The organism is Hymenobacter latericoloratus (assembly GCF_014199535.1).
Classification (GTDB): domain Bacteria; phylum Bacteroidota; class Bacteroidia; order Cytophagales; family Hymenobacteraceae; genus Hymenobacter; species Hymenobacter latericoloratus.
This window is the reverse complement of record NZ_JACHNV010000009.1, coordinates 70,434-94,820: the sequence shown is the minus strand read 5'-3', so window position 1 is coordinate 94,820 and position 24,387 is coordinate 70,434. Positions and strand designations below refer to the sequence as shown.

General features: G+C 58.1%; 21 protein-coding genes and 1 pseudogene. 3 read left to right on the top strand and 19 right to left on the bottom strand.

The features are described 5' to 3' along the window. Window positions 1-70: 70 nt before the first annotated feature. From lptB to pdhA, 14 genes are all read right to left on the bottom strand, one after another. Window positions 71-802, bottom strand: coding sequence for an LPS export ABC transporter ATP-binding protein (gene lptB, locus GGU46_RS19815; protein ID WP_110976052.1), 732 nt, complete (start codon window positions 800-802; stop codon window positions 71-73). A 174-nt stretch (window positions 803-976) separates the two neighbouring features. Continuing rightward, the gene (locus GGU46_RS19810) at window positions 977-2,812 is read right to left on the bottom strand and encodes a M61 family metallopeptidase (RefSeq protein ID WP_183405297.1); all 1,836 of its coding nucleotides are present in this window, start codon (window positions 2,810-2,812) and stop codon (window positions 977-979) included. Between the two features lie 414 nt (window positions 2,813-3,226). Continuing rightward, window positions 3,227-4,948: a single-stranded-DNA-specific exonuclease RecJ gene (recJ, locus tag GGU46_RS19805; protein ID WP_183405296.1), complete on the bottom strand. Its 1,722-nt coding sequence runs from the start codon at window positions 4,946-4,948 to the stop codon at window positions 3,227-3,229. A 459-nt stretch (window positions 4,949-5,407) separates the two neighbouring features. Continuing rightward, window positions 5,408-7,240 carry a tetratricopeptide repeat protein gene (locus GGU46_RS19800; RefSeq protein ID WP_183405295.1) on the bottom strand — a complete coding sequence of 611 codons (1,833 nt, stop codon included), beginning with the start codon at window positions 7,238-7,240 and terminating at the stop codon, window positions 5,408-5,410. 206 nt (window positions 7,241-7,446) lie between these two features. Beyond that, entirely contained in the window at window positions 7,447-9,573 is a 2,127-nt protein-coding gene (locus GGU46_RS19795; RefSeq protein ID WP_183405294.1) for a peptidylprolyl isomerase, read from the bottom strand. Window positions 9,574-9,824: 251 nt separating this feature from the next. Continuing rightward, entirely contained in the window at window positions 9,825-10,091 is a 267-nt protein-coding gene (locus GGU46_RS19790; RefSeq protein ID WP_183405293.1) for a hypothetical protein, read from the bottom strand. A gap of 7 nt (window positions 10,092-10,098) precedes the next feature. Then, on the bottom strand, window positions 10,099-10,695 hold the full coding sequence (gene lptC, locus GGU46_RS19785; RefSeq protein ID WP_183405292.1) for an LPS export ABC transporter periplasmic protein LptC: 597 nt from the start codon (window positions 10,693-10,695) through the stop codon (window positions 10,099-10,101). A gap of 7 nt (window positions 10,696-10,702) precedes the next feature. Continuing rightward, window positions 10,703-12,055, bottom strand: a complete 1,353-nt coding sequence (locus GGU46_RS19780) for an OmpP1/FadL family transporter (protein ID WP_183405291.1) — start codon at window positions 12,053-12,055, stop codon at window positions 10,703-10,705. Beyond that, the gene (locus tag GGU46_RS19775; RefSeq protein WP_183405290.1) at window positions 12,042-12,833 is read right to left on the bottom strand and encodes a type III pantothenate kinase; all 792 of its coding nucleotides are present in this window, start codon (window positions 12,831-12,833) and stop codon (window positions 12,042-12,044) included. The genes GGU46_RS19780 and GGU46_RS19775 overlap by 14 nt, the downstream gene beginning before the upstream one ends. An 83-nt stretch (window positions 12,834-12,916) precedes the next feature. Next, a complete protein-coding gene (locus GGU46_RS19770; protein WP_183405289.1) occupies window positions 12,917-14,716 on the bottom strand; it encodes a pseudouridine synthase in 1,800 nt (599 codons plus the stop codon). A 175-nt stretch (window positions 14,717-14,891) separates the two neighbouring features. After that, complete coding sequence (locus tag GGU46_RS19765; RefSeq protein WP_139925056.1) at window positions 14,892-15,275, bottom strand: TraR/DksA family transcriptional regulator; 384 nt, start codon at window positions 15,273-15,275, stop codon at window positions 14,892-14,894. A gap of 278 nt (window positions 15,276-15,553) precedes the next feature. Beyond that, on the bottom strand, window positions 15,554-16,030 hold the full coding sequence (gene ribH, locus GGU46_RS19760; protein ID WP_110976063.1) for a 6,7-dimethyl-8-ribityllumazine synthase: 477 nt from the start codon (window positions 16,028-16,030) through the stop codon (window positions 15,554-15,556). A 162-nt stretch (window positions 16,031-16,192) separates the two neighbouring features. Then, the gene (locus GGU46_RS19755) at window positions 16,193-16,975 is read right to left on the bottom strand and encodes a tetratricopeptide repeat protein (RefSeq protein WP_183405288.1); all 783 of its coding nucleotides are present in this window, start codon (window positions 16,973-16,975) and stop codon (window positions 16,193-16,195) included. A gap of 47 nt (window positions 16,976-17,022) precedes the next feature. Then, window positions 17,023-18,198 carry a pyruvate dehydrogenase (acetyl-transferring) E1 component subunit alpha gene (gene pdhA / locus GGU46_RS19750; protein ID WP_183405287.1) on the bottom strand — a complete coding sequence of 392 codons (1,176 nt, stop codon included), beginning with the start codon at window positions 18,196-18,198 and terminating at the stop codon, window positions 17,023-17,025. Between the two features lie 68 nt (window positions 18,199-18,266). On the opposite strand from pdhA, the gene recF reads away from it, so the two are divergent. Together recF and GGU46_RS19740 are read left to right on the top strand one after the other, a co-directional pair. Next, window positions 18,267-19,379, top strand: coding sequence for a DNA replication/repair protein RecF (recF, locus tag GGU46_RS19745; protein WP_183405286.1), 1,113 nt, complete (start codon window positions 18,267-18,269; stop codon window positions 19,377-19,379). Between the two features lie 65 nt (window positions 19,380-19,444). Beyond that, window positions 19,445-19,768, top strand: coding sequence for a DUF721 domain-containing protein (locus tag GGU46_RS19740; protein WP_183405285.1), 324 nt, complete (start codon window positions 19,445-19,447; stop codon window positions 19,766-19,768). Between the two features lie 358 nt (window positions 19,769-20,126). On the opposite strand, the pseudogene GGU46_RS19735 reads toward GGU46_RS19740, so the two are convergent. The 3 genes and pseudogenes from GGU46_RS19735 to GGU46_RS19725 form a co-directional block, all read right to left on the bottom strand. Further along, window positions 20,127-20,563 (bottom strand): annotated as a pseudogene (locus GGU46_RS19735) (acyl-CoA thioesterase). Window positions 20,564-20,920: 357 nt separating this feature from the next. Beyond that, window positions 20,921-21,319 carry a helix-turn-helix domain-containing protein gene (locus GGU46_RS19730; RefSeq protein ID WP_183405284.1) on the bottom strand — a complete coding sequence of 133 codons (399 nt, stop codon included), beginning with the start codon at window positions 21,317-21,319 and terminating at the stop codon, window positions 20,921-20,923. A 353-nt stretch (window positions 21,320-21,672) separates the two neighbouring features. Next, window positions 21,673-22,518: a glycerophosphodiester phosphodiesterase family protein gene (locus GGU46_RS19725; RefSeq protein WP_183405283.1), complete on the bottom strand. Its 846-nt coding sequence runs from the start codon at window positions 22,516-22,518 to the stop codon at window positions 21,673-21,675. Between the two features lie 132 nt (window positions 22,519-22,650). Between GGU46_RS19725 and GGU46_RS19720 the strand changes: the two genes are divergently transcribed. After that, window positions 22,651-23,271: a DUF2939 domain-containing protein gene (locus tag GGU46_RS19720; RefSeq protein WP_183405282.1), complete on the top strand. Its 621-nt coding sequence runs from the start codon at window positions 22,651-22,653 to the stop codon at window positions 23,269-23,271. 86 nt (window positions 23,272-23,357) lie between these two features. Here the strand turns inward: GGU46_RS19720 and GGU46_RS19715 are convergent, their stop codons facing one another. Then, window positions 23,358-23,642 (bottom strand): PLD nuclease N-terminal domain-containing protein, encoded by a 285-nt coding sequence (locus GGU46_RS19715; RefSeq protein WP_183405281.1) that lies wholly within the window; start codon window positions 23,640-23,642, stop codon window positions 23,358-23,360. Between the two features lie 112 nt (window positions 23,643-23,754). After that, window positions 23,755-24,384 (bottom strand): rhomboid family intramembrane serine protease, encoded by a 630-nt coding sequence (locus GGU46_RS19710; protein WP_215906409.1) that lies wholly within the window; start codon window positions 24,382-24,384, stop codon window positions 23,755-23,757. Between the last annotated feature and the right edge of the window lie 3 nt (window positions 24,385-24,387).

Below are 24,387 nucleotides of genomic sequence, written 5' to 3'. Positions count from 1 at the left end.
CTGACGTCAATAGGACAGTAATAATCTATGATCAAATCTGTGAAATCGGTGTAATCTGCACAATCTGCGATTATATTTTACGCTTCAACTCAAAATGTTTGCCCAGGTACACGCGGCGTACCATTTCGTCTTCGGCCAGTTCCTCGGCGGTGCCGGCTTTCAGCAGTTTGCCCTCGAATAAGAGGTAGGCCCGGTCCACGATGCTGAGGGTTTCGTTCACGTTGTGGTCGGTGATGAGGATGCCGATGTTCTTATGCTTAAGCTTGGCCACAATGCCCTGAATTTCCTCTACGGCAATGGGGTCAACCCCGGCAAAAGGCTCGTCGAGGAGCACGAACTTAGGGTCCACGGCCAGGGCGCGGGCAATTTCGGTGCGCCGCCGCTCGCCGCCGCTCAGCACCCGCCCCAAATTCTTGCGCACATGGGTTAAGCTAAACTCGTTGAGCAGTTCCTCCACTTTATCGCGCTGGGCCTGCTTGGGCAGATCCGTCATTTCCAGCACCGACAGCACATTCTCTTCCACGGTCAGGTCGCGAAATACGGAAGCCTCCTGGGCCAGGTACCCGATGCCGAGCCGGGCCCGCTGATAAATGGGCAACTTCGTGATGTCCTTGTCATCGAGAAACACTTTGCCCTCGTTGGGCTTCACCATGCCCACCGTCATGTAAAACGAGGTGGTTTTGCCGGCGCCGTTGGGCCCTAGCAAGCCCACAATTTCGCCCTGTTCCACATGCAGCGACATATCGTTCACCACCGTGCGCGACTTGTATTTCTTGACCAGATGTTCAGCTCGCAGAATCATGGGGCAAAGGTAAACGGTGATGAAGTGAAAGGTGATGAGGTAAATGGTGAAGAGGTGATGAGTGACAGGTGAACTAGGCAGAAAAAAATCAGTATGGAGTGGCGGAAGGCGAACTCGGCATTGCACGTTCCACCTCATCGCCTTTTACCTGTTACTATTCACCCCATCACTCTATCACCCTTTCAGCAACCCGTCCTGCAGGGCTTGCTGGTCGGGGGTGGGGGTAGGCACGGGCTCCACCAGGTTTTTGACTTCCACTTCAAACTCCCGGGGGCTGGCTTGGCGCTCCTGCTCGGGGCCGGAGCCGCTGCGGAATTTCACCCGCACGGGGTCGGTGGTTTTGGGCTCTACCAGGGGGCGCAGCAGCTTCTCGGCGGTTTGCATGGTTACGGCTTGCCCGTTTACGGCCACAATCACGTCGCCTTCCTTCAGGCCGAAAGCGTTATCCTCGGCCTTGGTTTTCACGGCCCGGAACTGGTCTTTGGCCTGATCGTAGCCGAAGCCCAGGTTGCCGAAAGCTTTCACCCGGGTCTGGCCCACGGGCGCGTACACCCACCCAATTTTGCCCAAGTACTCGGCCAGGGGCAGCGGCTCCTTCCCTACCACGTACCGGTCGAAGAAGGACTGCAGCTCGGGGCTGGTCAGGGCCACCATTTCCGGAATCAGCTGGCTGTCCTCGAAGGAGCGGGTAGGGCCGTATTTCTCGCGCAGGGCCAGCAGCACGTCGCGCAGGGTTTGGCGGCCCTGGCTCAGCTCCCGGATGCGGATATCGAGCAGCAGGCCAATCAGGGCACCCTTCTCGTACACGTTGGGGTACATGTCTTTGTAGGGCGCCTCCAGAATCCGGCGGCTCATTTCCGTAAACGACACGTTTTCGAACTTGCCGGCATTGTCGATTTTGCCTTTCATCCGCTCCCGGAACTCCTCGGGGGAAATCAGGCCGCCGCGCACCTGCACCAGCTGCGAGACGTACTCCGTCACGCCCTCGTAGAGCCACAGGTGCTGCGACATTTTCGGGTCGCGGAAGTCGAACTCCCCGATTTCGCGCGAGTGAATGTTGAGCGGGGCCAGCATGTGCAAAAACTCGTGCGAGGCCACTTCCAGCACCATGCTGCGCAGCCGGTCGGGGTCGGGCATTTCGGGCAGGAAGTAGAGCGAGGAATAGCTGTGCTCCATGGCTCCGTAGCCGCCGTTCTTGCTGTTGAGCGGCGAGTTCAGGCTGGGGAAGTAGAACAGGAACTGGTACTTCGACACCGGCATCTTGCCGAAAAACTTCGTCAGGGCCTCTGACACGGGCCGCAGCATCTGGCTGACTTCCGTGGCTTTCACAACCCCACTCTCCGACAGCACCGCCACCGAAATGCGCGCGCCGCCCGTGCTGAAGCTGGCCGTATCGGGTTTGGCGTACAGGATGGGGCCGTCGGCCAGGGTCACGTAGTTGGGGGCCGTGAATACGTCCTGGGTGGCCGACTCGCGGCGCACGTCCAGGGCGGTGGCGCCGTAGAGGGCCGCGGGTTTTTGCACGCTCACCTGGTAGGGCTGCATCTTGTAGCCTTCGAGGTAGCCGTAGAAGCCGTAGTGGTTGATGGTGAAGTTGCGGCCGGCGTCGATGTTGGTGCCGCCGGGCTGGAAGATAAACGAGTCGTCCTGCTTGGCGTCCCAGGTGTCATCCACGAGGTACTCCAGGCGGGCCAGATTTTTGGCGTTATCAATAACGAACAGGTTGGGCCCGTTGTTTTTCACCTTCAGGCGCTTGCCCTGCTTGTCGAAGGCCTTGAAATCGGTGACAAAGCGGCCGTAGTCTTTTTTGGAGTACGAGCCCGGTACTACCGAGGGAATTACGTAGGTAGCCTGGGCCTCTTTCACGGCCGGCGTGTTGATGACTACTTTAACCCGGTCGTTCTGAATATTTTGCAGATCGAGGTTAATTTGATAGCCGCCCGGTTGCTGAGCGGCGATAGTGCCTGTGGTAGCCAGCCCGAGCCCGAGCGCCAGATAAACTGCTTTCATTAAAACGGAATAGATAAGAGGGAAAGACGTTGTTAACGCCCGCACCAAGGTACGCATTGCGGCCCGGCCTCTCTGCAAGCAGGCACGGGGTAGCGCGGGCTGCCTGCGCAACGGCACGCCCTACACAAGACGTTCCGTTTTCTGCTATCCGGCAAAGGCAGGTAACCCGACCTTGTTGCGGCACTGCACGGCTACGGGGGCTTATAAGTGGACCGGCAAGTTCGGCAAGAGCATTGCCTCAAGGGCACTGTGATGCAGGTACGGCTGCAAGCACTTCCGCCAACGGTAGCTGGCAGCACTGCGCGCGGACCCATGGGCACCTAGGTGCGGGAAGGCTATTCGGGCTGGAATAAAAATCAGTACGTGCTGCCGGTTTCCGCCTGCTGATGCTGCGCTGTAGCTGTGGGCTGTTCGCTACTCCCAGCGAATGTCTTTTACCCGCAGCTGCAGGTTTTTCACGCCCCGGAACTCGTTCATCTCAATGGTGTAGCACACACTGAATGGCTGCCCCTGCCGGATCTGCTCGTGGTACTCGCCCAGCCCAAAGCCGATGGCATCTACCGTATGGCGGCCGTCCTGAGTGAGCGTGAGCTTGAGGTGGGAATTGCCGACGATACGCGCCGAGTCGGGGGTGGCGTACACCATTTCGGAGGCAAATACCGGATTGGGGTTGCCCGGCCCGAACGGCTCCATTTGGCTCAACAGCCGGAAAAATGAAGGCGTGATGTCGCTGAGCTGCAGCACGTGGTCGATTTCTACGGGCGGAATTAGCTGCTCGGGCAGGATGCGGCCGGCTACCACCCGCTCAAATTTTTCGCGGAAGGCGGGCACGTTCTCCACGGGCAGGGTAAGGCCGGCCGCGTACATATGGCCCCCATATTGATCAAGCAACTCGGCGCACTCCTCAATGGCCTGGTGCACATCGAAGCCTACTACCGAGCGGGCCGAGCCCGTGGCCTTGCCGTTGCTCTCCGTCAGGATGATGGTAGGGCGGTAGTACTTGTCGAGGCAGCGGGAGGCCACAATGCCGACTACCCCCTTGTGCCAGTCCTGCTTGAACAGCACGGTGGTACGGGCCGAGCGTAGCAGGGCATCCTGCTCAATCATTTCCAGAGCTTCCTTCGTAATGCTGGTGTCAAAGCCCCGGCGCTCCTGGTTGGTTTTATCCACTACCCCGGCTTTTTCCTTGGCCTCGTCGGTGCTTTCGGCCAGCAGCATGGCCACCGAGCGTTTGGCGTCGCCCATACGGCCCGCCGCATTGATGCGGGGTGCGAAACCAAATACCAGGCTGCTGATGTTGAGCTCGGCCGTTTGCAGCCCGGCCAGCTCGCGGAGGGCATCGAGGCCAGGCCGCTGGGGGCGCACCCGGTCGTTGATCAGGCGCAGCCCGTGATAGGCCAGGGTCCGGTTTTCGCCCGTAATCGGCACAATGTCGGCGGCAATGCTGACGGCTACCAGATCCAGCAACTCGTGGAGGGGCTCCTCGGGCCAGCCCTGGTGCTGGGTAAAGGCCTGCATCAGCTTGAAGCCCACTCCGCAGCCCGACAATTCCTTGAACGGATACGGGCAGTCGGCGCGCTTGGGGTCAAGCACGGCCACGGCCGCCGGTAAATCGGCCCCGGGCAAGTGGTGGTCACAGATGATAAAGTCAACTCCGCGCGTGTTGGCGTAGGCAATCTTCTCAACGGCTTTCACCCCGCAGTCCAGGGCAATGATGAGCTGGTAGCCAAAATCGGCCGCGAAGTCGATACCCGCCTCCGATACTCCGTAGCCTTCCTTGTAGCGGTCCGGAATGTAGTAGTCCACCCGCTCGGGCCCGAAGAATTGGCAGAGGTAACTATACACCAAGGCCACGGAAGTGGTGCCGTCCACGTCGTAGTCGCCGAATACCAATACCCGCTCGCCCATATGCAGGGCCCGCACCAGCCGCTCCACGGCGCGGTCCATATCGCGCATCAGCAGCGGGTCGGGCAGGGAATCGAGGGATGGACGGAAATAGGCCCGGGCCTCCTCGAAGGTGCACACCTGGCGCTGGCACAGGAGGGAAATGATAGCCTCGTTGACGCGCAGTGCGTCGGCCAGGTGCCGAACTTTTTCAGGGTCGGGCGTGGGCTTGCGAATCCATCTTTTTTCCATACTCGTGCAGGGGGGCCACCGTGGGCTGTATCTTCAAAAGTACAAAGAAAAATGGCTCTTCCGGCGGCCCTTTGCCACGAACGGAACATATACTAAGGGGTAGGCCAGTAGCTGCGCTTCCGGCTGGCGGTAGCAAATCAGTTGGTTATCTTCTAAAGCGCCGGACCTACCCCCCACCCGGTTCCGGACCCAGGCGCAGGTAGCTGCATCGGCTTGCTTTACAATATTCATGTTATGCACATCCGTAGAGCAAGCCCTACTTATAACTCGTTTGAATAGCTTGCTTCTCTTAAAAGCAAATTTCTAATAAAGTAAAGCAACGGCCTTTTGATGCGCCTAGGCAGGAATGGACACCCGGGGTTTCGCTTCTCGGGGAAGGTAGCGAATACCAAGCAAAAGGCCCCCGGCCGCAACTATTGCGCCCGGGGGCCTTTGGGGTTTCAGCCGATTTAACTGTGTTTAATTCACAACGTCGCCGCGGAGCTTACGGAAACGCTTACGGGCTTCGGCCACGTAAATGCTGCCGGGGTACTTCACCAGTACCTGGTTGTAGAGCTGCTGGGCCTTACCGAAATCCTGCAGATTCTCTTCCTGAATACTGGCCGCTAAGAACAGCGCATCATCGCTGAGCACATCGTACTTGGGGTTAGCCGTAATGCTTTCCAGCGTAACCAGAGCGGCAGGGTAGTCGCCGGTGCGGCGCAGCAGCTGCGCTTTCAGAAACCAAGCTTCATCCTGTAGGGCGTGGCCCGGGTACTTCTGCAGCAGGGCATCCAGGCCGCGCAGGGCGTCCGGAATCTTGTTCTGAAACACGAGCTGCTCTACCGTGGCGTAGTCGCGCAGGGCTACGCCGGCGGTGTCCATGGCCGTATTATCGGTGATAAGCAGGCTAAGCTGCATGGCGTCGTTGGCAATTTCGCGGCTGGTTGCCTGCTTCAGAATATCCAGGTGGCTCTGGGCCAGCTTGAAGTCGCCGGCGAAGTAGCTAAGGCGGGCATTACGCAGCTTGGCATCGTACCCCAATGGGGTGTCTTTGTGCGACTTTTCAACCTGCGAATACAGCAAGGTAGCTTCCCAGGACTCAGCGCGCAGCAAATAGATGTCAGCCAGGTCGATCTTGGCCTGGTCCACCACATCAAGGCTGGCGCGGGGCATTTCAATCACTTCATTGAGCAGCTTGATGGCCGCATCCTTTTCATCGAGCTGGAAGGCCATCAGGGCAGCCATGCTGCGCAGAACCGGCGCCGTTTCGGGGGTACGCCCCAGGTCGGTGAGTACTTGTTGATAGTCCTGCAGCAGGCTGCGCAATTGGGTTACGCTTACGGGGTAGGTAGTGCGGACCTGATCCTCGCGGGTTTGCACGAGGCGCTGGCGGGCCAGGGCATAGTAGGGCCGGCCGCGGTACTCGCGCACCAAGTACTCGTACCCACTGATGGCACTTTCGTAGTCTTTGTTGCGGCGGGCAATTTCGGCTACTTCCAGTACCCGCTGCCCTTCAGTGCGGCCCCGCCGGTCGAGGGCTTTGGCCTGCACCAGCGCCCCCGTGAAGTCGCGGCGCTGCACCTGCAGCCACAGCAGCAGTTCGCTGTACACCCCCCGCTCGGGGTTTTTCTGTACCAGGGTCAGCAGCTCTTTTTCCAGGGCCGCGAAGTCCTTATCGTCCTGCAGGCTATTCTGAAGCATGTTGCGCACGAAGGGCAGCTGCTGCTCGTCGTCCTGCACCAGGCGCAGGGTTTCGCTCATCAGCTTGTCGGTCTGGCCGCTTTGCGTGTATAGCTGAATGAGTTGGGGGGCAAACTCTGTTTCGTTTTTGGCCAACTCCCGGCCCCGCAGGTAAGTGCGGGCCGTCAGCTCCGGTAGGCCCGCCTTCTGAAACTCGGTTGCCACCGGCACTACCTGAGCGCTGGTTAACTGCGCCAGCACCCGGTCCCACTGTTTCTGAGCCGCGCCCTGGTCGCCGGCTTTGGCATACACCTGGCCCAGGGTCACGCCCATGGCTAGGTCGGTGGGGCGCTGGCGCTGAGCCCGCTTCACAAGCTTTTCGGCTTCCTTGTCGCGCTTGAGCGCCTGCAAGGCTGCCAGGTAATCGGGCAGGATGTTGGGGGCCGTCTGCTCGTCGGGGCGGAGCCGGCCAAAGAGGTAAGCCGCCTTTTCATGCTCCCCGGTCCGCTCATACTCCCGGGCGAGCTGCACGGCACTGTCTTCCGACTGCTGCGCCACCACCGGCCCCGCCGTTAGCAGCAGGGCCGCCAGACTCCCATGTCCTAAAATCAAACGCAACGACTGGTTCATAGGCACATAACGAAAAGACCGGGCCCGGAGTGCCGGACGGTGGTCCGTGAGCTGGTGAAATGGGGAGTTTGTTGTTCCGTTTGCGCAAGTGGCGCATATGGTCCGCCAAAACAGCAATCTCACTGATTCACCACCTCACCAACCCGACACTAAAAAAGGGCCGCACCCTAAGGTACGGCCCTTTTTTGTTGTAAGCAGGCTCCGGCTTAGAAGAACTTGGTGCGGTTGTCCTTGATGTTGGCGTGCTGCTTAATGGCTTCGTAGATGAGGCCGTCGGCGCGGGCGGCGCGCTGAGCCGTCAGCTGCTGGCGTACCGCTTTCACATCGGTAGTAGCGGGGGCTGCCTGCACACTAACGGGCTCTACAATCAGTACGCCCTGCTCACCGGCAAATGCCGCTGACTTCTGGCCGGGCTTCAGGCCAAAGGCCTTGCCTACAGCCACCGGCTCATTGCCAAGGCCCGGAATCAGGCCCTGGCCCAGCACTACGCCCTCGGCCGTTTTCACCTGGGCGCCGTTGCCGTAAGCCTGCGCAATCTGCTCCAGCGTGCCTTTGGTGCCGTTCAGCTTTTTCATGATCTGCTCGGCCTTCAATTCGTTACGTACAGCAGCGGTAATTTCGGGCTTCACGCTGGTCAGGTCGGCCGTGCCTTTGCTCCGCTCGCCGGTTAGAACAGCAATTACATACTGGTCACCGATTTCAAATACCTCCGAAACGTCGCCGACCTCGGTGGGCTCACCCTCAGGGTTTACGCCGTAGGCCCAGCGCACCAGCTGGCGGGCACCCTGCAGGTTATTTACGGCCTGGTCGCCGCGGCCGAGGCCTTTGGCTTCTACTTTCTGCAGGCTCTTGTCCTTGGCTACGGCGGCGCGGAAGGTTTCCAGGCTGGTGGCTTCGCCTTTCAGCGCCTGGGCTTTCTGGTAGGCCACGTCGCGGGTAGCGTCGGTGGGCTGAATGCTTTTCTGCACCGTGGCTACCTGATAGGTTTGCGCCGTTTTGGGAGCGGTAATCTTGATGATGTGGTAGCCGAACGAGGTTTTCACTGGGGCCGGCAGCAGCCCGGCCGAGGTAGCGCCGAAGACGGCCTTCTCAAACTCGGGCACCATACGGCCCTGCTGGAACCAGCCCAGGTCGCCGCCGGTGGCGGTAGTGCCATCGGTGCCGTACTGGCGGGCCATAGCCGCGAAATCAGCGCCAGCTTTGATTTTGTTGAGTACCTCCGTGGCCTTGGCTTTCGCGGCGGCATCGGCCTCGGGGGTAGTTCCCTCGGGCTTGATGAGGATGTGGCTGGCCCGGGCTGCAGCCTGGGCACCGGCCTTCTGGCCCGATACTTTATAGAGCGAGTAGGTGCCGTTTTCGGCGTACGGACCATATACTTTGCCTACCTGCAGGGGCAGCTGCTCGCGTAGCTTCTCCGGCATATCGGCCGGCGAGAGGTAGGCGGGGCTGGTGGGCGCGTCGGAGTTCAGCTTCACGAAGGCCGAATCAACGGGGGCCGTAGCAAACTGGGTAGCCAGCTCATTTACGGTCTTACGCACCGTGGCGCTGTCCTCGGGCGAGGCCGTTACCGGGATGGATACGTACTCGATGCTGCGGCCATCTTCCACTTTGTAGCGGCCTTTGTTTTTATCGAGGTAGGCCTGCAGTTGGCTGTCGGTAACCTGCACGCTCGAATCGGAGAGGGCAAAGTAAGGCACCATCAGGTAGCGCAGGGTGGCGCGGGTGTTCTGGGCCTGGTCGAAGCGCTTGGCTTCGGCCGAGGTAACGTAGGTACTCAGCTTCAGCAGGTTGTTGTACTTGCTGGCCATGCGCTCCGGCCCAAGGTTGGCTTCGAAGTTGCGGAAGGCATCCTGAGCCTGGGGCGGCAGTTTATCGAGGTTGCGCAGGTACTCAATTACTTTGGTACGGTCGAACTGGCCGGTAGCCGGATCAGTGAAGGCCTGCCGGATGCTGGGGTGAATGTTGTTGCCCTGCACCATATCGGTTAGTTCTTCATCCGATACTTTCAGCCCCAGCTTGTCGAATTCCTTCTGGAAGGCAATGCGGTAGATGGTCTGGTTCCAGGCCTGGTCGCGGAGGTAGCCCATGGCCTGCTCATCGGGCTGGCGCTGCTGCTGGGCAATGAAGCCCTGCTTGGCCTGCTCCAGGGTAGCATTGAACGCCTCGTATTCCACCTTTTCACCGGCAATTTCGCCGACCGTCAGATCATTCTTGCCGAAGATGCTGCTGCGGCCATACAGGAAGTCCCCCCCCAGCATAAAGAGCAGCAGGCCGATGATGATGGCCCCGACTGCCCAGCCCGATTTTTCCCGAATCGTGTTGATTAATGCCATTTACTTGAAAAGAAGCGCAGTAAGAAAAGTGGAAAGAGGTGCAAAATAACCAAAAAACGTGGTCATTCGGTAATGAAATGACGAGGGCTCAGTCAGATGACCCGCTCTGGTAAGCGGGCGCCGGGTTAGCCATAAAAAAAGCCTTTCCTCCGGGACAGGAAAGGCTTTTCTGGTAATGGTGGGGTAGGCGGCTACGAGGAAGAATGAATCCTGGGGCAACGGCCGGCCGTTGGTTCTGCCCTGCCGGGGGCCTATCGTTTCTTCTTGGGCTGTTTTCGGGCGGCGGCTTCGGCGGCTTTGCGGGCCGCTTCGGCTTCGGCAGCGGCAATCTTATCCTGCTGACGAAGGTAGCGCAGCCAGATGATGGCCCCGAATGACAGCATGAACAGCCAGTAATTTTGGTAGAGGCCTTCCATATTACCGGTTACCAGGGTCTGGTAAGAAGCAATGACGAAGGTCACGACGCCCGCAACAAACAGAAGAGTACGGCTGATGCCAGGGTCCCAGAAACGTTTCATGCGGTAGTTAGCGGGTAGCAGCCGGGGCAGGATTGGCCGCGGGCGCGTTTTGAAGGGTGAAGACGCCAGTAGGGTTGAGTATACTGTAGAGCGAGAAATCCTGATTGGCCGTCAGGCCCCGGCCGGTCAGCACCTCGGTGGGGGTAGTAACCCGGATTTCGGTTTCCTTCTTGGTATAAATGAGGGCTTTGTTTTGGTCGAAGAAAGCTTCCTCCGTATTCATGCTCTGCTGCTTGGGCACGTTAGTTACGCGCACGTTGCCGCGCAGCGTGTACAGACTCGTGCTTTTATCAAACAGCCCGTAATTCCCCTTGATGGTGTTGACCACGGTGGTGCCGTCTTCACCCAGAAAGGTAATTTCAACCCCCTTCGGGTAAATCTGGTTGCCATTCTCAAAGTCTTGGCGCAATGGGGAAGTCAGGCGAATGCGGAGCTTGGCCGAGTCGCTCACAATCATGAGCAGATTCTGCGTTTCCATGGTGGGCCCCGTGTACCTGATTTTCTTCGCGGCCACTTCCTCCTCCCGCTTGTGGCAGCCGGCTACGGCACTGGCCAGCAGCAACCCTGGCACCAGTATCAGGTAACGGAAATAGCCTGAGGTCATGACGGCCTTATTGAATGCGGCGCTTGATAAACCAGCGGTTGTTCAGGGTTACGCCCAGCTGCATCCGCACGTAGTCTTCCTTCACGTTGCGCTCCAGGGTGCCATCAGCAAGCTGCAGGGTGTTGGTGTTGCCTCGCTGCCCGTACATAAACGCCAGGCTAATGGTAGTGGCATCGAGCGGGGTAGCCGTGGGCAGGGGAAAAGCAAAGCCCCAGCTCACGGCCCGGTCGTAGAGGGTGTTGCCCCCGGGCCGGTACGGGAGCTGCGCCACACTCAGGCCCGCCCGGTACGTTACCCGCTTAAAGTAGCTGTCCACGGAACTCACGTCTGGCGTCAGCTCACCCCCAACTGCCACTCGGTAGGTGTCGCTGAGCGGGATGCCGGATGAACCGCCCTGCTCCCCGAATGCCCGGAACTGCGACCACTGCTGGCGGGTACCTTCCAGACTCACGCTCCAGCTTCGGTTATCATCGAGGCTGATGCCAAGCTGGGTGAGAGCGGGCACCTGGGCGCGGCCGGTAGCATCTACTTCCAGGGCCGTAAGCGAGGTTTGCAAGCCTTCGTAGGTTTGCCGGATCAGGCTCAGGCTCCGCTCCCCATTCAGGTTGGAACGGAAACTGTAGGTACCACCTACGTTATAGTTGAGCTTGTCGTTGAACTTGCCCCGGTAGTGTGCCCCGGCCCGGAAAGCGAAGTCGGAGTAATGGATATGCTGCTGGTAGATGTCGCGGTTAGTCAGCTCCAACGAGGTAGCAGAAGTACCCACCCGGGTTCCGGCTTCCTGATCGATGCTGCCAAAAACGTACCCCACGGATACGCCGGCCGTGAGTCCCTTGGCCACCCGCACGGCGTGGCTCATGTAGGCCTCTGCCAAGCCGCCGCTTCCTTTGTACTGCTTTTCTACCTGCGCGTTCGGGTCGCCGGCCACACTATTATCTACGGTCGTGGACTCGTAGTCAACGGCGCTGTAGGGCTTGAGGCCGATAGCGCCGGCCCAGCGCCGGTTAATGGGTACTGCCAGGGCCAGGTAGCCCAGGTTGGCCGAGCCCGTGCGCTGCCGGCTTACATTGTTGCGCAGCGTTTTGAACTGCCCGCTGTAGCCACCTTCGAAAGTGGTCCGGGTGGTATAGTACAGCAGCGCCGGGTTGATTTCATTGACGTTTACGCTGTTGGGCGCCGCTACCCCAATGCCGCCCATTGCCATTTGCCGCACACCGCCGGAATTCAGGCTGGCGTCGCCCAGGCCCAGGCGCGAGTAAGGCGAGTTGCCGAGGCCCTGCCCCAGTACGGCCGGCGAAGCCACCAGCAAGCCCAGCAGCGAAAGACCACCGGCCAGGCCGGTGAAGTTAGGTTGAGACATGGTGTACTAAAATTCGGTGGAGCCCAATCAGCACGAGCTCTGGAATAACAAAGATAGGTCCTTTCAACCGGGCACGGAAAAAAGCCGCGTCCCCGCCGGCCAGCACCACGGCCAGGCCAGGATACTGGGCCTCATAGTCGGCTAGCAGGCCACGCACTTCGGCCACGGCCCCGTTCACTACCCCACTGCGGATGGCAGACTCGGTGTCCGTTCCGGTGAGGGGCACGGAAGCTTCCACGTTGGGTAAGTGACTTACCAACGGCAGCCGGCCCGTAAACGTGTGCAGGGCCTGAAACCGCATGGCTAGCCCCGGGGCAATGCTGCCTCCCCGAAACGTGTGGCCTCCCTCCACCAGGTCGCATTTGATGGCGGTGCCGGCATCCACAATTACTACGTTGCGGCCTGGCAGCAGCCACGCGGCGCCTACGGCCGCAGCCAGCCGGTCGGCGCCCAGGGTGTGGGGGGTAGCGTAGGCGTTGGCAATAGGTAGCGGGGTAGTAGCCGGCGCAAACTCCAGCACCTGGCCAGGAATCTGCGGACGCAGCTCGGTTGCCCAAGCGGCGGCAGGTTCCGCTACGGAAGCCACTACCCCATGCTCGGGGCGCAACCGTGCCACTGCAGCACGCACCTGCTCCGGCGTCTGGCCGGTAGCCGATTCCACTAATACATCGGCCTCAAAGCAGCCGTACTTCACGGCTGTGTTACCAATATCAAGGGCCAGGGTGCGCACTAAACCAGCAGTGAGGGGTAGTAAAATGGTGAGATGACGAAATGACAAGCCGCGCTGCATTCAGCAAACGCCGGCTTATCCTTTTATCATCTCACCAGTAAGAGCCACCAGCCGAAGCGGTGGTTGCGTGCCTACATGAAATACTTCAGGCGAATGACTTCTTTCTCGGTGAGGAAGCGCCACTTACCACGGGGCAGGTCTTTTTTGGTCAGGCCAGCGTACTGCACCCGGTCCAGGGTTACCACATCGTAGCCTAAGTGCTCGAAGATGCGGCGCACAATGCGGTTCCGGCCAATGTGGATTTCTACGCCCACAAAGTGTGGGTTGCCCGCTACCACGGCCACGTCGTCCACTTCGGCTTTGCCATCTTCCAGCTCCAGGCCCTCGGCAATCTGGCGCAGGTGCTCCTCGGTCAGGGGCTTGTCAAGTTCTACCTGGTAGATCTTCTTGTTGCGGTGCGAAGGGTGGGAAAGCTTCTGGGCTACCTCCCCGTCGTTGGTGAAGAGCAGCAGGCCCGTGGTGTTGCGGTCCAGGCGGCCTACGGGAAACACACGCTCTTTCGAGGCACTTTTCACCAGCTCCATCACTGTACGGCGGCCTTCCGGATCATCCGTGGTCGTGATGTAGTCTTTGGGCTTGTTGAGCAGCACGTACACCAGCTTCTCGCGGTTGAGGTTGGTTTTGCCGTACTGCACCGTGTCGGAGGGCTGCACCTTGTAGCCCATTTCCGTTACTACCTCTCCGTTCACCTTGATTTCGCCGGCCGCAATCAGGGCATCGGCTTCACGGCGGGAACAAATGCCTGCGTTGGCGATGTAGCGGTTCAGGCGCACCTCGCCGCTGGCCAGGTCGTCTTCCTCGCGGCGGCGCTTATTGCCGCGCGTTTTGTCTTCCTCGTAAAACTTGAGGTTTTTGTAGTCAGGGGCTTCCCCGGCTACTTCCCCAAACTTGCGCTTGCCGGCCTGGTTCGACTCGGGCGTTTGCTTGCCCCTACCCTTGAACTCGTCGTGAGCCCGCTTCGGGCGCTCTTCAAACGAGCGGCTTTCCCGCGGCTGCCGGAAACCACCGGTTCGCTCCTCGCCGAACGAGCGGCCTTCCCGCCGGTTGGGGCTGTTGAAGCCGCCGGGACGGGCAGTGCGCTTTTCCCCGAAGCTTCCGCCCCCGAAGCCGCCTTCGCGGCGCTCAGCCCCGAAGCCACCCGGCTTGCGGTTGCCGAACTCGCGCCGGTCATTGCCTCCGGCGTTTCGGTCAAAACGCCGGTCATCAGAACGCTCAGCCCGGCGGTCCGTAGGTAGGTCATCGGGGCGGCCCCGGTAGTCGAAGGGCCGGGCCGGCCGAATTTCCCGCTCCCCTTCCGCGGCAGGGCGGCGGCTCTGGTTGTCGCGGAACTCCCGCGGCTGGAATCCTTCCGTGCGGGGCTCGTCCTGACTGTTGGGGTTTTGTTTAACAAACCGACGGTTCCGCTCACCGGGCAGGCCACGGGGTACGGTAGGCTTGCCCTCCTGGCTATAAGGTTGGCCCTGCCAGGATTTCTTGGGCTCGAAGGAGCGTATCGGCCGCTCGTCGCGACGGTCCTCGCCTCCTTCAAAGCGGCGGGCGCCACCCTGCTGCCCGTAGCTGCCGCTCCGCCCTTCATTGTTACGGGAGAAACTGCCACCGGCTGCCCCAAACTTCTTGGTGCTGCCGAAGCCTCCTACCCCTCCAAATTTCTTCGGGCCGGTGAAGCTGCCGCTGGCCGGACGGCCAAAGCCGGGCCGGTCGTTGCCGCGGGCATCATCGCGGCCGCCGAAACGCGGGGCGCTGCCTGCTCCCCGCTCGTCGCGGTTGCGGCCGGGCTGAGAGAATTTGCGGAAGCCTTCGCCCCCGCTGGAGTTGCCGGTGGGGCGGCCACGGCGGCCGGGCGTATCGCCGGAGAAGTGTTTCTTGCCCATAGTGGAAGAAGCGTGCGTGCCGTATCGCTACGGTACCGTAGTAGAAAAATCAGATTCAAAACTCAGAAAACCCCTAACGAAGGGCTTCTGAAAACAGTGCCCGGACCAGCAACCCAGCCCTGCCGTAGCGGGAGCCGGTCACGAGTCCGGGCAAGTAAGCGCGGCCGCTGCGAACCTAGTCGCGGCGGGCCATTTTGGCCTCAATGGAGTGCTGCGTATGCGGTACGGCACGCAGACGTTCCTTGGGAATCAGCTTGCCAGTACCGATGCACACCCCATAGGTGCCATTCTTAATGCGAATCAGGGCATTTTCGAGCTGCTGGATAAACTTCATCTGGCGCGACGCCAGCTGGTTCAGGCTCTCTTTCTCGGCCGTGTCAGCACCGTCCTCCAGCACCTTCGAAGAAGAAGCCGTATTATCAGTGCCCGAGTCGTTTTTACGGCTCAGCGTTTCTTTGATGAACGCTACTTCCTTGCGGGCAGCGGTGAGCTTATCCTGAATGATCTGCTCAAACTCCGCTAGTTCTTCCCTGGAATAGCGTAGGGGTTCTTCACTCATGTTGGTGCAGGGAGAGGTTATAAGAATGATGATTAGCTGACTGCCTGCCTCGAACTGAGCAGGATACTAGCAGTTAGAGCCCAACAGCGGCTTGCACGAATAAGTTTACCTTACTGATGCCCCCAGAGCTGCCGGACCGGTACTGCCTGCTCCCGGAAGCTCCCGATGACCAAGCATTTTAGGGCGCAAAGCTACGCTTTTGTCTGCTAATGAGCATAGGATCATACGGATTGCTTCCGGAGTGACGCCGGGCTCTTGGTAAGCTCCGCAGTACGTTATCAGAAACCGAGCATGTGAATAGCGGCCACGGCCCCCTCTACCCCTTTGTTGCCGTGCTTACCACCGGCCCGGTCCCAGGCCTGCTCCAGCGTGTTGGTGGTCACCAGCCCAAAAATAACGGGCTTGTTGAACTTTAGGCCCACGTTGGTAATACCACTGGCTACGGCGTGGCAGATGTAGTCGTCGTGCTTGGTTTCACCCTTGATAACTACCCCCAGGCAAATAACCGCATCAATTTCCTCGTGCTGGGCCAGCAGTTGGGCCCCCAGTGTCAGCTCGAAGCTGCCGGGCACGGTATTGCGGAATATATTTTCTGGTTTAGCCCCGTGCTTAATCAACGTGTCGTAGGCGCCACGGGCCAGCGTATCGGTAATCTCCCGGTTCCACTCGGCTACTACCAGGCCAAAGCGCTTGTCGGAAATATCGATGAAGTTGTCGGAGGTATAGTCGCTCAGGTTCTTGAGGGAAGTAGCCATGAATGGTGATTCTGGTTGAGGTGCAAAGCAAGTACTTAGGCAAAGGTACTGCTGGCTGGCACTTCAGCTTACGCGGGGTCTGCCCCATATACTCTAGCAGGGTTAACGAAGAAGGACGGGCAAGCCCGTCCTTCTTCGTTAACCCTGCTAGAGAATGTAAAGCTATTTGCCGGCCAGCGCCTCGGCGCGCGCCTTGTACTGCTTGGCTTCCGTGGCCTCTGCCGAAGCGGGGTAATCTGCCAGGATTTTATCGTAGGCAGCAATAGCGCCTTCATTGTCCTTGCCTAGCTCACAAGCAGTAGCCTCCTTCAGCAGATAAGCTGGCGACAGGTACTCATTGGCATTGTGGTTGGCAGCTTTGTTATAAAAGTTGGCGGCTTCCTTGGCTTGGTTGAGTTCCAGGTGCGCATCGCCCAGCAATGCATATGCCCGGGCCTGTACCAAGTAGTCGTTGGAGCTAAAGTCTTCGAGGTAGTCGATAGCCTGCTGATACTGCCCCTGCTTAAGAGCGGCAACGCCCGCGTAGAAGTTAGCTAAGTTGCCGGCGTCGGTACCGCTGTACTCTGAGGCCACGCGCTCCAGCCCCAGGTTGCGGCCGTCGCCCTTCATGGCTTTCTGCAAGGAGTCAGCTTCCCAGTAGTTCACTGCCTGAAACAAGGCGGCCTGTCCTTTGCTGTCCTGCGAGCCCCGCCACAGGTAGTAGCCGAAGCCTCCTACCACGGCCAGTACCACTACCGCCAGCAGACCCAGCAGCACGTTCTTATTGCGCCGCACAAAGTCTTCCGATTCAGCCAAGCGGATAGCCAAGGCGTCAGGGTCTTCCAGCAGCGGATGCTCGGGGTTATAGGCTTCCGCCGGCTGCAGCGGGTCCGCAGAAGGAACGGCACGCTGCGCCTGTTGCTGGCGGGCCTGTTGGCTTTTACCTGTGAAAGGAATTTTTGACATGAGGATTACGCAAAAAGGAGGCCGGGGCCTGGTAAACTCCCGCAGTACTAGTCGCGGATGTAGGGGTAGTCTTGCTGCACGTACACATCCTTGTACAGCTCATCGGCCGTAGGGAAGGGCGAGGTTTCGGCAAATTCAACTGACTCCAGCACCTGCGCCTTAATCTTTTCATCAATGGCGCTGAGCTCCTCTTCCGTGGCCATGTTGTGCGTCAGGATGGTGTGGCGCACGGACTCGATGGAGTCGCGGGAACGGTAGTCTTCCAGCTCCTCCTTGGTCCGGTACTTGGCGGGGTCACTCATGGAGTGGCCTTTGTAGCGGTAGGTTTTGAACTCCAGAAAGGTAGGACCTTCGCCGGCGCGGGCGCGCTCGGCAGCGCGGGCTACCGCATTGTGCACGTCCTCTACGTTCATGGCATTTACCGGCTCCGAGGGCATATCGTAGCTCTCACCCAGGGTGTAAAGCTCGGTTACGTTGGAGGTACGCTGCACCGAGGTTCCCATGGCATAGCCATTGTTTTCGACCACGAAGATGACGGGCAGCTTCCAGAGCATAGCCATGTTGAAGGCCTCGTGCAGAGCGCCCTGACGTACGGCCCCGTCGCCCATGTAGCAGATGCACAGGTTACCGGTCTTATTATACTTCTCGGCGAAAGCAATACCGGCACCCAGTGGCACCTGCCCTCCCACGATGCCGTGGCCGCCGATGAAGTTAACGTTTTTATCAAAGATGTGCATGGAGCCGCCTTTGCCCTTAGAGCAGCCGGTAGCCTTCGCGTACAGCTCCGCCATAATAGCATTGGGCGAGGTGCCCAGGGCCAAGGGGTGGGCGTGGTCACGGTAAGCGGTAATCCACTTGTCGTCTTTGGTCAGGGCCGACACGGCTCCGGCCACGCACGCCTCCTGGCCTATGTACAGGTGACAGAAGCCTTTAATCTTTTGCTGGCCATACAGCTGACCGGCTTTTTCCTCGAACTTGCGCATGAGCTGCATTTGCTCATACCACTGCAGGTAGGTTTCCTTCGGGAATTGCGGCTGATCGGGGGTAGTTGCTTTAGGAGCGCCCGTAGCCTGCTCAGCCTCGCTGTTGACGGGTGGCAGCACCGGATCGGGCTGTTTTACCGTATCGGTAGCAGCCTCGCCTTGGGGGGTAGCTTTCGGGGCCGACGATTTCTTCGTCGAATTGGAAGCCTTAGAGGCACCCTTTACTTTCGTCTCCGCCATCTTGCTTTCGGTTGTTCGCGTTTGGGATGCGAAAGTACGTAAAAGGATTGCAATTCCGAACCCGTCGCATGATACTCGAAAGCCTGCATTTACTGTTCTTTAAAAACTACGAGGAAGCCAATGTAGGCTTGTCGGCACATATCAATTGTTTTATCGGGGACAACGGCAGTGGCAAAACCAACCTGCTCGATGCCATTCATTATCTCTCCCTGACCAAGAGTGCCTTTTCTACCTCGGATGCGCAGAGCATTCAGCAAGGGGCCGAGTTCTTTGTTGTGAAGGGCAAGTTCCGAAGCGCCGCTGCCGACCGACCCGAAACCATACAGTGCAGCTTGCGGGTGGGGCAGAAGAAAACGGTCAGCCACGACAAGCAGCCCTACGAACGAGTTTCGGACCACATCGGCAAGTATCCGGTAGTGCTTATCTCGCCCTACGACACGGACCTTATCCGCCAGGGGAGCGAGGAGCGGCGCAAATATTTCGATAGTTTAATCTCCCAGCTCGACCATACGTACCTGGAGCATCTGATTCGGTACTCCCATTTACTGAAGCAGCGCAACTCTTTGCTTAAGCTGGCGGCCGATCGGCAGGCGGGCTACGACCGGGACTACCTGCTGGTGCTGGATGAGCAGCTCGCGCCCTTGGGCGAGCAGTTAGTGCAACGGCGGCAGCAATTCCTGGTAGAGTTCGAGCCGGTATTTCAACGACATTACGAACAGTTGGCGGACGCTCGGGAACAGGTGACGCTGGCCTACAAGAGTGAGCTGCCGGGAGCTGATTTTCTGAAGCTGCTACGTCTGCAGGAGCGCAAGGATCTGAGCCTGCAGCGTACCACCATGGGCCCCCACCGCGACGACGTTACCTTTTTAATGGACGGCCTTGGCGTGAAGGGGTACGGGTCGCAGGGCCAGCAGAAGTCATTTGCTATTGCACTCAAGCTGGCCCAGTTTGAGATACTGGCGCTGCACAAGCAGCAGAAGCCGTTGCTGCTACTCGATGACATCTTTGACCGTCTCGACGAGAAGCGGATTACCCGCCTCATGCAGCTGGTTGCCAACCATACCTTCGGGCAGATTTTTCTGACCGATACCCACCTGGAACGCACCGACCGGGTGCTGGCTGCTCTGTCGGATGATATTCGTCGCTTCCGGGTTGATTCGGGTACGGTGACACTGCTTTAGCATACCTGGGTGGTATCTTTGGGGCGGTGGGCAACACGTCTGTTGCTCGCGCGTTAAGTAATGCAATGGCTCTCAAAAAACCTTTCTCCTCCGACAATTCCCGTCAGTCTGACATTGTTCCGCTGAAGGATGGGATTACGGCTCTGCTCCGCGCCTACCGGCTCCAGGGCAAGCTGAACGAGGTAACGGTAGTAGCCAGCTGGGAGCGGGTGATGGGCAAAGCTGTGGCGATGAAAACCCAGCAGGTGTACGTGAGCAACAACAAGCTGTTTGTGCGCTTGTCCTCGGCGCCCCTCAAGCATGAGCTCGTCATGGCCAAGACCCGAGTGCTCGAAATTATTAACGCTGAGGTTGGCGCGGATGTCATTAAAGAAGTAGTGTTTCTATGATGCATCTACCTCAGCTCTCCCAAGCGCTGTAGCTGCATCTGCTCTTCTCAAGTTGTGCGTGGGTTGCTTAATCTGCTACAGCCTTCCACCAGAATAGCCTCCCCTACTTGTTCCGGTCGCTTAGTCCCCCAGCTTGGCAGCCAGTATTAGCAGAGTAGGCTCCCAACCGTAGATGTTTGCTCGAACGTTTGTGACTACGCCAGCCATAGGTTATAAAACCCGGTTGAACCAGTTTGGGTAGCGACGAGCCTGCGCGGCACCTTTCTTATTAAGCGCAGCCATGCTGCTCCCCTACCCCTGCTAAGGCCGCAAACCGAAGCGGCTGCGCTCAGCCGTGTTGGTTTTGCTTCGCCTTCGGCTAGTAGCCTATTTCGCAACGCTCCTTTTCCATCAAGTGTAATTGCTGCTCAATAGCCAGCCGAGTGCGGGCGTTATCAAACTCGCGACTATACTGCTCCTAGACCTCGCGTCGCTTAATGGCTTCCAGAAACCGGCGGGTATTCTCCGAGGTTTCCAGGCGAAGGCCGGGTACTATTGCAGGCTGCCCCTCGTCGTCTTTGGCGACCATAGGAAAGTAACAAGTATTGGTATGTTTCACCGTTCCGGTTCGTACATCTTCGGCCGTTACTTCAATACCGACGAGCAATAAGGTACGGCAACATAATTGATGGAAGCCTACAGCGACACCAGCTCGCCTACTTCTACAGGCTTCATAAAATTAACCCCATCAACGCTCACCGTGACGCAGTAAGTACCGGCGTGCTTTGAGGCGGCGGCATAGGCTACCTTGTCCATAAGAGACAGTAAAATTCCTCCGTGAATTTTACCCCCGAAGTTGGCTTAGGAAGGTAGCATCAGCTCGGTTAAAGTTACCCGTGAGTAAGACACCGGACGGTACGCTGGTGGCGTGGTTTGCAGACTTGAGTTTGTCGTAAAGAGAGGTGAAGTGTTGAATGGGAGGCGAAGGGTTTGTTCTCCTTGACCTAGCCCGGAAACAGGCTGTGTTATCCTGTTTTGGCCGGTGCTCCGTTTGTGCTTTTTGCGAGGCCAGGCTGCATTACAGCGTATCCGCCCCAGCTGGGTCTATAGTACCTCCGCGGACACCTGCACTCAAGTAACTATAACAGAAATGTTTCACGTGGAACAGACCTGTTACTTAGGCCCATACACTTTCAAGAGAAGCTCATTATAAGCCTCGAGAAGGGCAATATACTTCTGCTGCAGCGCCAGCAGCTGTTTTACAGGATCTGTATCTGTAACAGGCGCAGCATTGTAACGCGGAGGATTTGTAGCAACCTGCGTATTTGTTACAGATGATACAACACTGGGTGTAACAAGTGGCAAAACAGTTTGTTGCGCTACTGTAAACTCCTGAGAAAAATCGTGTGATATTACATCCCCTACCCTCTTTACAAATCCGTAATCAAGCGTTTCTTCCTTGAATTTACGGTAGATAGTAGGACGTGTAATACCTAGTTCGTCCACGATACGCGTAATTGAAATACCGCTGTTTTTGATGGCTTCCTGCAGGATTTCGCCTTGATGTGACATAATCAGAAAGTGTATCAGGTGGTGAGTACGTAAATATAACATTGTGTCACATGTAACCAATAGACACAGTGTATCATCACTGGTACAGCCACTGTGTTACACGTGTAAAATACCCTGTTGTAACATCGGTGTACACGGCTTACTGTTACACGTAACAAAGCACGTACCTGTATCGGCTGACTACAGTTGTAACAAGATCAACATTGTTACAAGGAGCCTAGTGTATCTTTTGTTGCACGCCCGTATCTGGGTCTGAAAAATCGCTAACTATTGGAGCTGCAGCTGGACGGAGTTCCCTCCTGCCTACCTGTTGCCGGAGCACTTAATCTCCCAGGTATTGAGCCTATGCGGCGCTAGACAAATGAGGTTCGCAGCGCCAGTAAACGGTCAGGAAAATCGGTGGTAATGCCCTGAGGACGGTAGGCCAGCACCGCGCGCAAATCAGCCATTTCGTTAACCGTCCAGGGAACAAAGCTGAGGCCTGCTTCCCGCAGATTGGCAACGAGGCTGGGTGTCAGCAGACGGAAGTCAGGACCGACTACTTCTGGTAGGAAACCTAGCTCGGCCAGGTGCGCACCAAGTGGTTTTGTATCCTCTACCAGCAGGCAGAGCGGCAGCCCCGGAGCTGCTTGCCGGACCTGCTGAAGGATACGCTTATCAAAGCACAGCAGCGTGGTGCGCGAGGCAATACCCAGGACCTGCAGCTCGGCCAGAACCAAGGCCAGAAAAACCGCTGGGGTGGGGTGAAATAAGGTGTCGCCTTCGGGGGTACTTTTCAGTTCCACACTGAACCGAACCGGGGCGCGTCCCTGCTGCCGAGCCGCAGCATCGGCGGCCGCGACTACCTCACGCAGGAGCGGTTTGTGGGCTGGTCCGGGCACCTGCTCGGGGTAGGCCGGGTGCTGGGTCAGGCCGCAGTCGTACTGCCGGATCAGGGCGTATGGCATGGCGTACAGGTTGTGTCGCAGCTGCTCCGCCCGGGTAATGGCTTCGCCCGCCGGCGTCCGGCAAATGGTAGCCGACATCCAGGGTTCATGAGACACGACTACCTGATGATCGGCTGACACTACAACATCCAGTTCCAAAACATCAACGCCTAAACTCACCGCGTGGCGGAAGGCTGCCAATGTGTTTTCAGGACGCAGGCCCCGGCAGCCACGGTGGCCGTGCACTTCGGGAAAGGTTGCAATATCAGGCATGGGTAAACGCTAATCAGGTGGTGTTGTGCCTTGGCTTACGACAGCCGGGGTAGGCCGAAACGCCGCCGGCAACCGGGTAAAATCATGCTACTTTTACTTTCTTACGACGTTTCTCGTCCTCTATTCCTTCTCATGAAAAAAATGATTATAGCCCTGCTTCTGCTGGGCATAGCTGTGGGTGGCTACCTCTATTACCGGCACATCTCAACGGGTCCCGAATACTCATTGATGCAGGCAGCTAAAGCCGTGCACGACCGGGACCCAGCCGCGTTTGAGCGCTACGTGGATGTAAGCAGCGTAACCAGCAGCTTAGTTGACGACATAACCGAGCAAGGCTCCGTGCTGGGCATGCTCAACCCCGGAGGTTTTGCTTTGAAAGGAGCTCTGCGGCTTCTGAAGCCTCAATTAGCCCAGGCAGCCCGGCAGGAGGTACAGCGCTACGTAGAAACCGGCTCGGTGGAGGCAGCAGCCAGTGTGCCCAAGCCCATCGGGAATGTGTCGCTGCTGGGGCTGGCCGGCAAAGTGGTTAGCAAAGACAGTCAGTTCAAGGGCATTAAATACACCAAGGAAGAAGGCGAGCAGGCCCTGGTTGGGCTGGAGTTCACCCAACCCCGCTACGATACTACCCTTGTGCTGGAAGTGAAGATGCTCAACAAAGGCGACTACTGGCAGGCCACGGAAATCACGAACACAGCAGCTATTCTACAGCACGTTACCAGAATGGAAAAGCAGCACTTGCTAGGCGGGCAGTAAGCCTGACTGACTACCCGCCATAACCAAACAGCCCCGATGCTCGCGAAGAGCATCGGGGCTGTTTGGTTATGGCGGCTGGCTATTTACTATTTGTCTTTACCGAAGAGCAGGAAGGCCAACGAGCCCAAGAAGGGGAAGAAGAAAATAATCAAACCCCAGATAAGCTTCTTGCCCAACGACCAGGGCTGCTGGAACAACTTAAACAAGGCATATACGGCCAGAATAAGGTGAATCACACCGGCCGTCGTCAGTGAGCCATCGGCATTGCGGGTACGGCCGCAGCTGCTCAGCGCAAACGACATTAAGAGAGCCAGAATACCGGTCAGGGTAAAGGAACGGTTGCTGGTGAGGGAGGAAACGAGCTTGTTCATGAGTGCAGGGAGTGTGTAGAATGGTAGAGAGTATGCCATCCTGTACGCACATCACCTAAAATGGATATTATCCGGCAAGCGCTACACTCACAAACATCTGATAATCATATAGTTAATTCACAAATTCCTGGATTTTGCTGAAGAATAGCGGCCCAACCCGGGGTATCAGAATGAGCGTCAGGACGATACCGTACAGCGCGCCGTAAAAGTGAGCGTCGTGGTTGATGTTGTCGCCCCGGCGGCGCCCCATGTAGTAGGAGTACGCCAGGTAGAGAAAGCCGAAGATGAAGCCGGGAATGTCAACCGGAATAGGAAAGATGCGGATGCCTGCCGTAGGATTAAACAGAATGGCGGAAAACACAATGGCCGCTACCCCACCCGAGGCGCCCAGGCTCCGGTAGTTAGGGTCGTCGCGGTGGCGGAGATAAGTAGGAACATCCGATAGCACGATAGCGCCCAGGTACAGGAGCAGGAAGTAGAGCAGCCCGGTAGTAGGCCCAAACACCCCGAAGAAGACGGTTTCTACTACCTGACTGAACGAGTAAAACGCCAGCATGTTGAACAGCAAGTGGCCAAAATCGGCGTGCAGAAAACCGGAGGTGATGAAGCGGTAGTAATCGTTGTTGCGCTTCACCCGGTAGGGGTCCAGAATCCAGCTGTCGAGCAGGGCCTCGTTGGACCATGCGTAGAGGGAGATGCCCACCGTCAGCACGGTCAGCACAAGGGTAGGAGAAATTTCCATGAG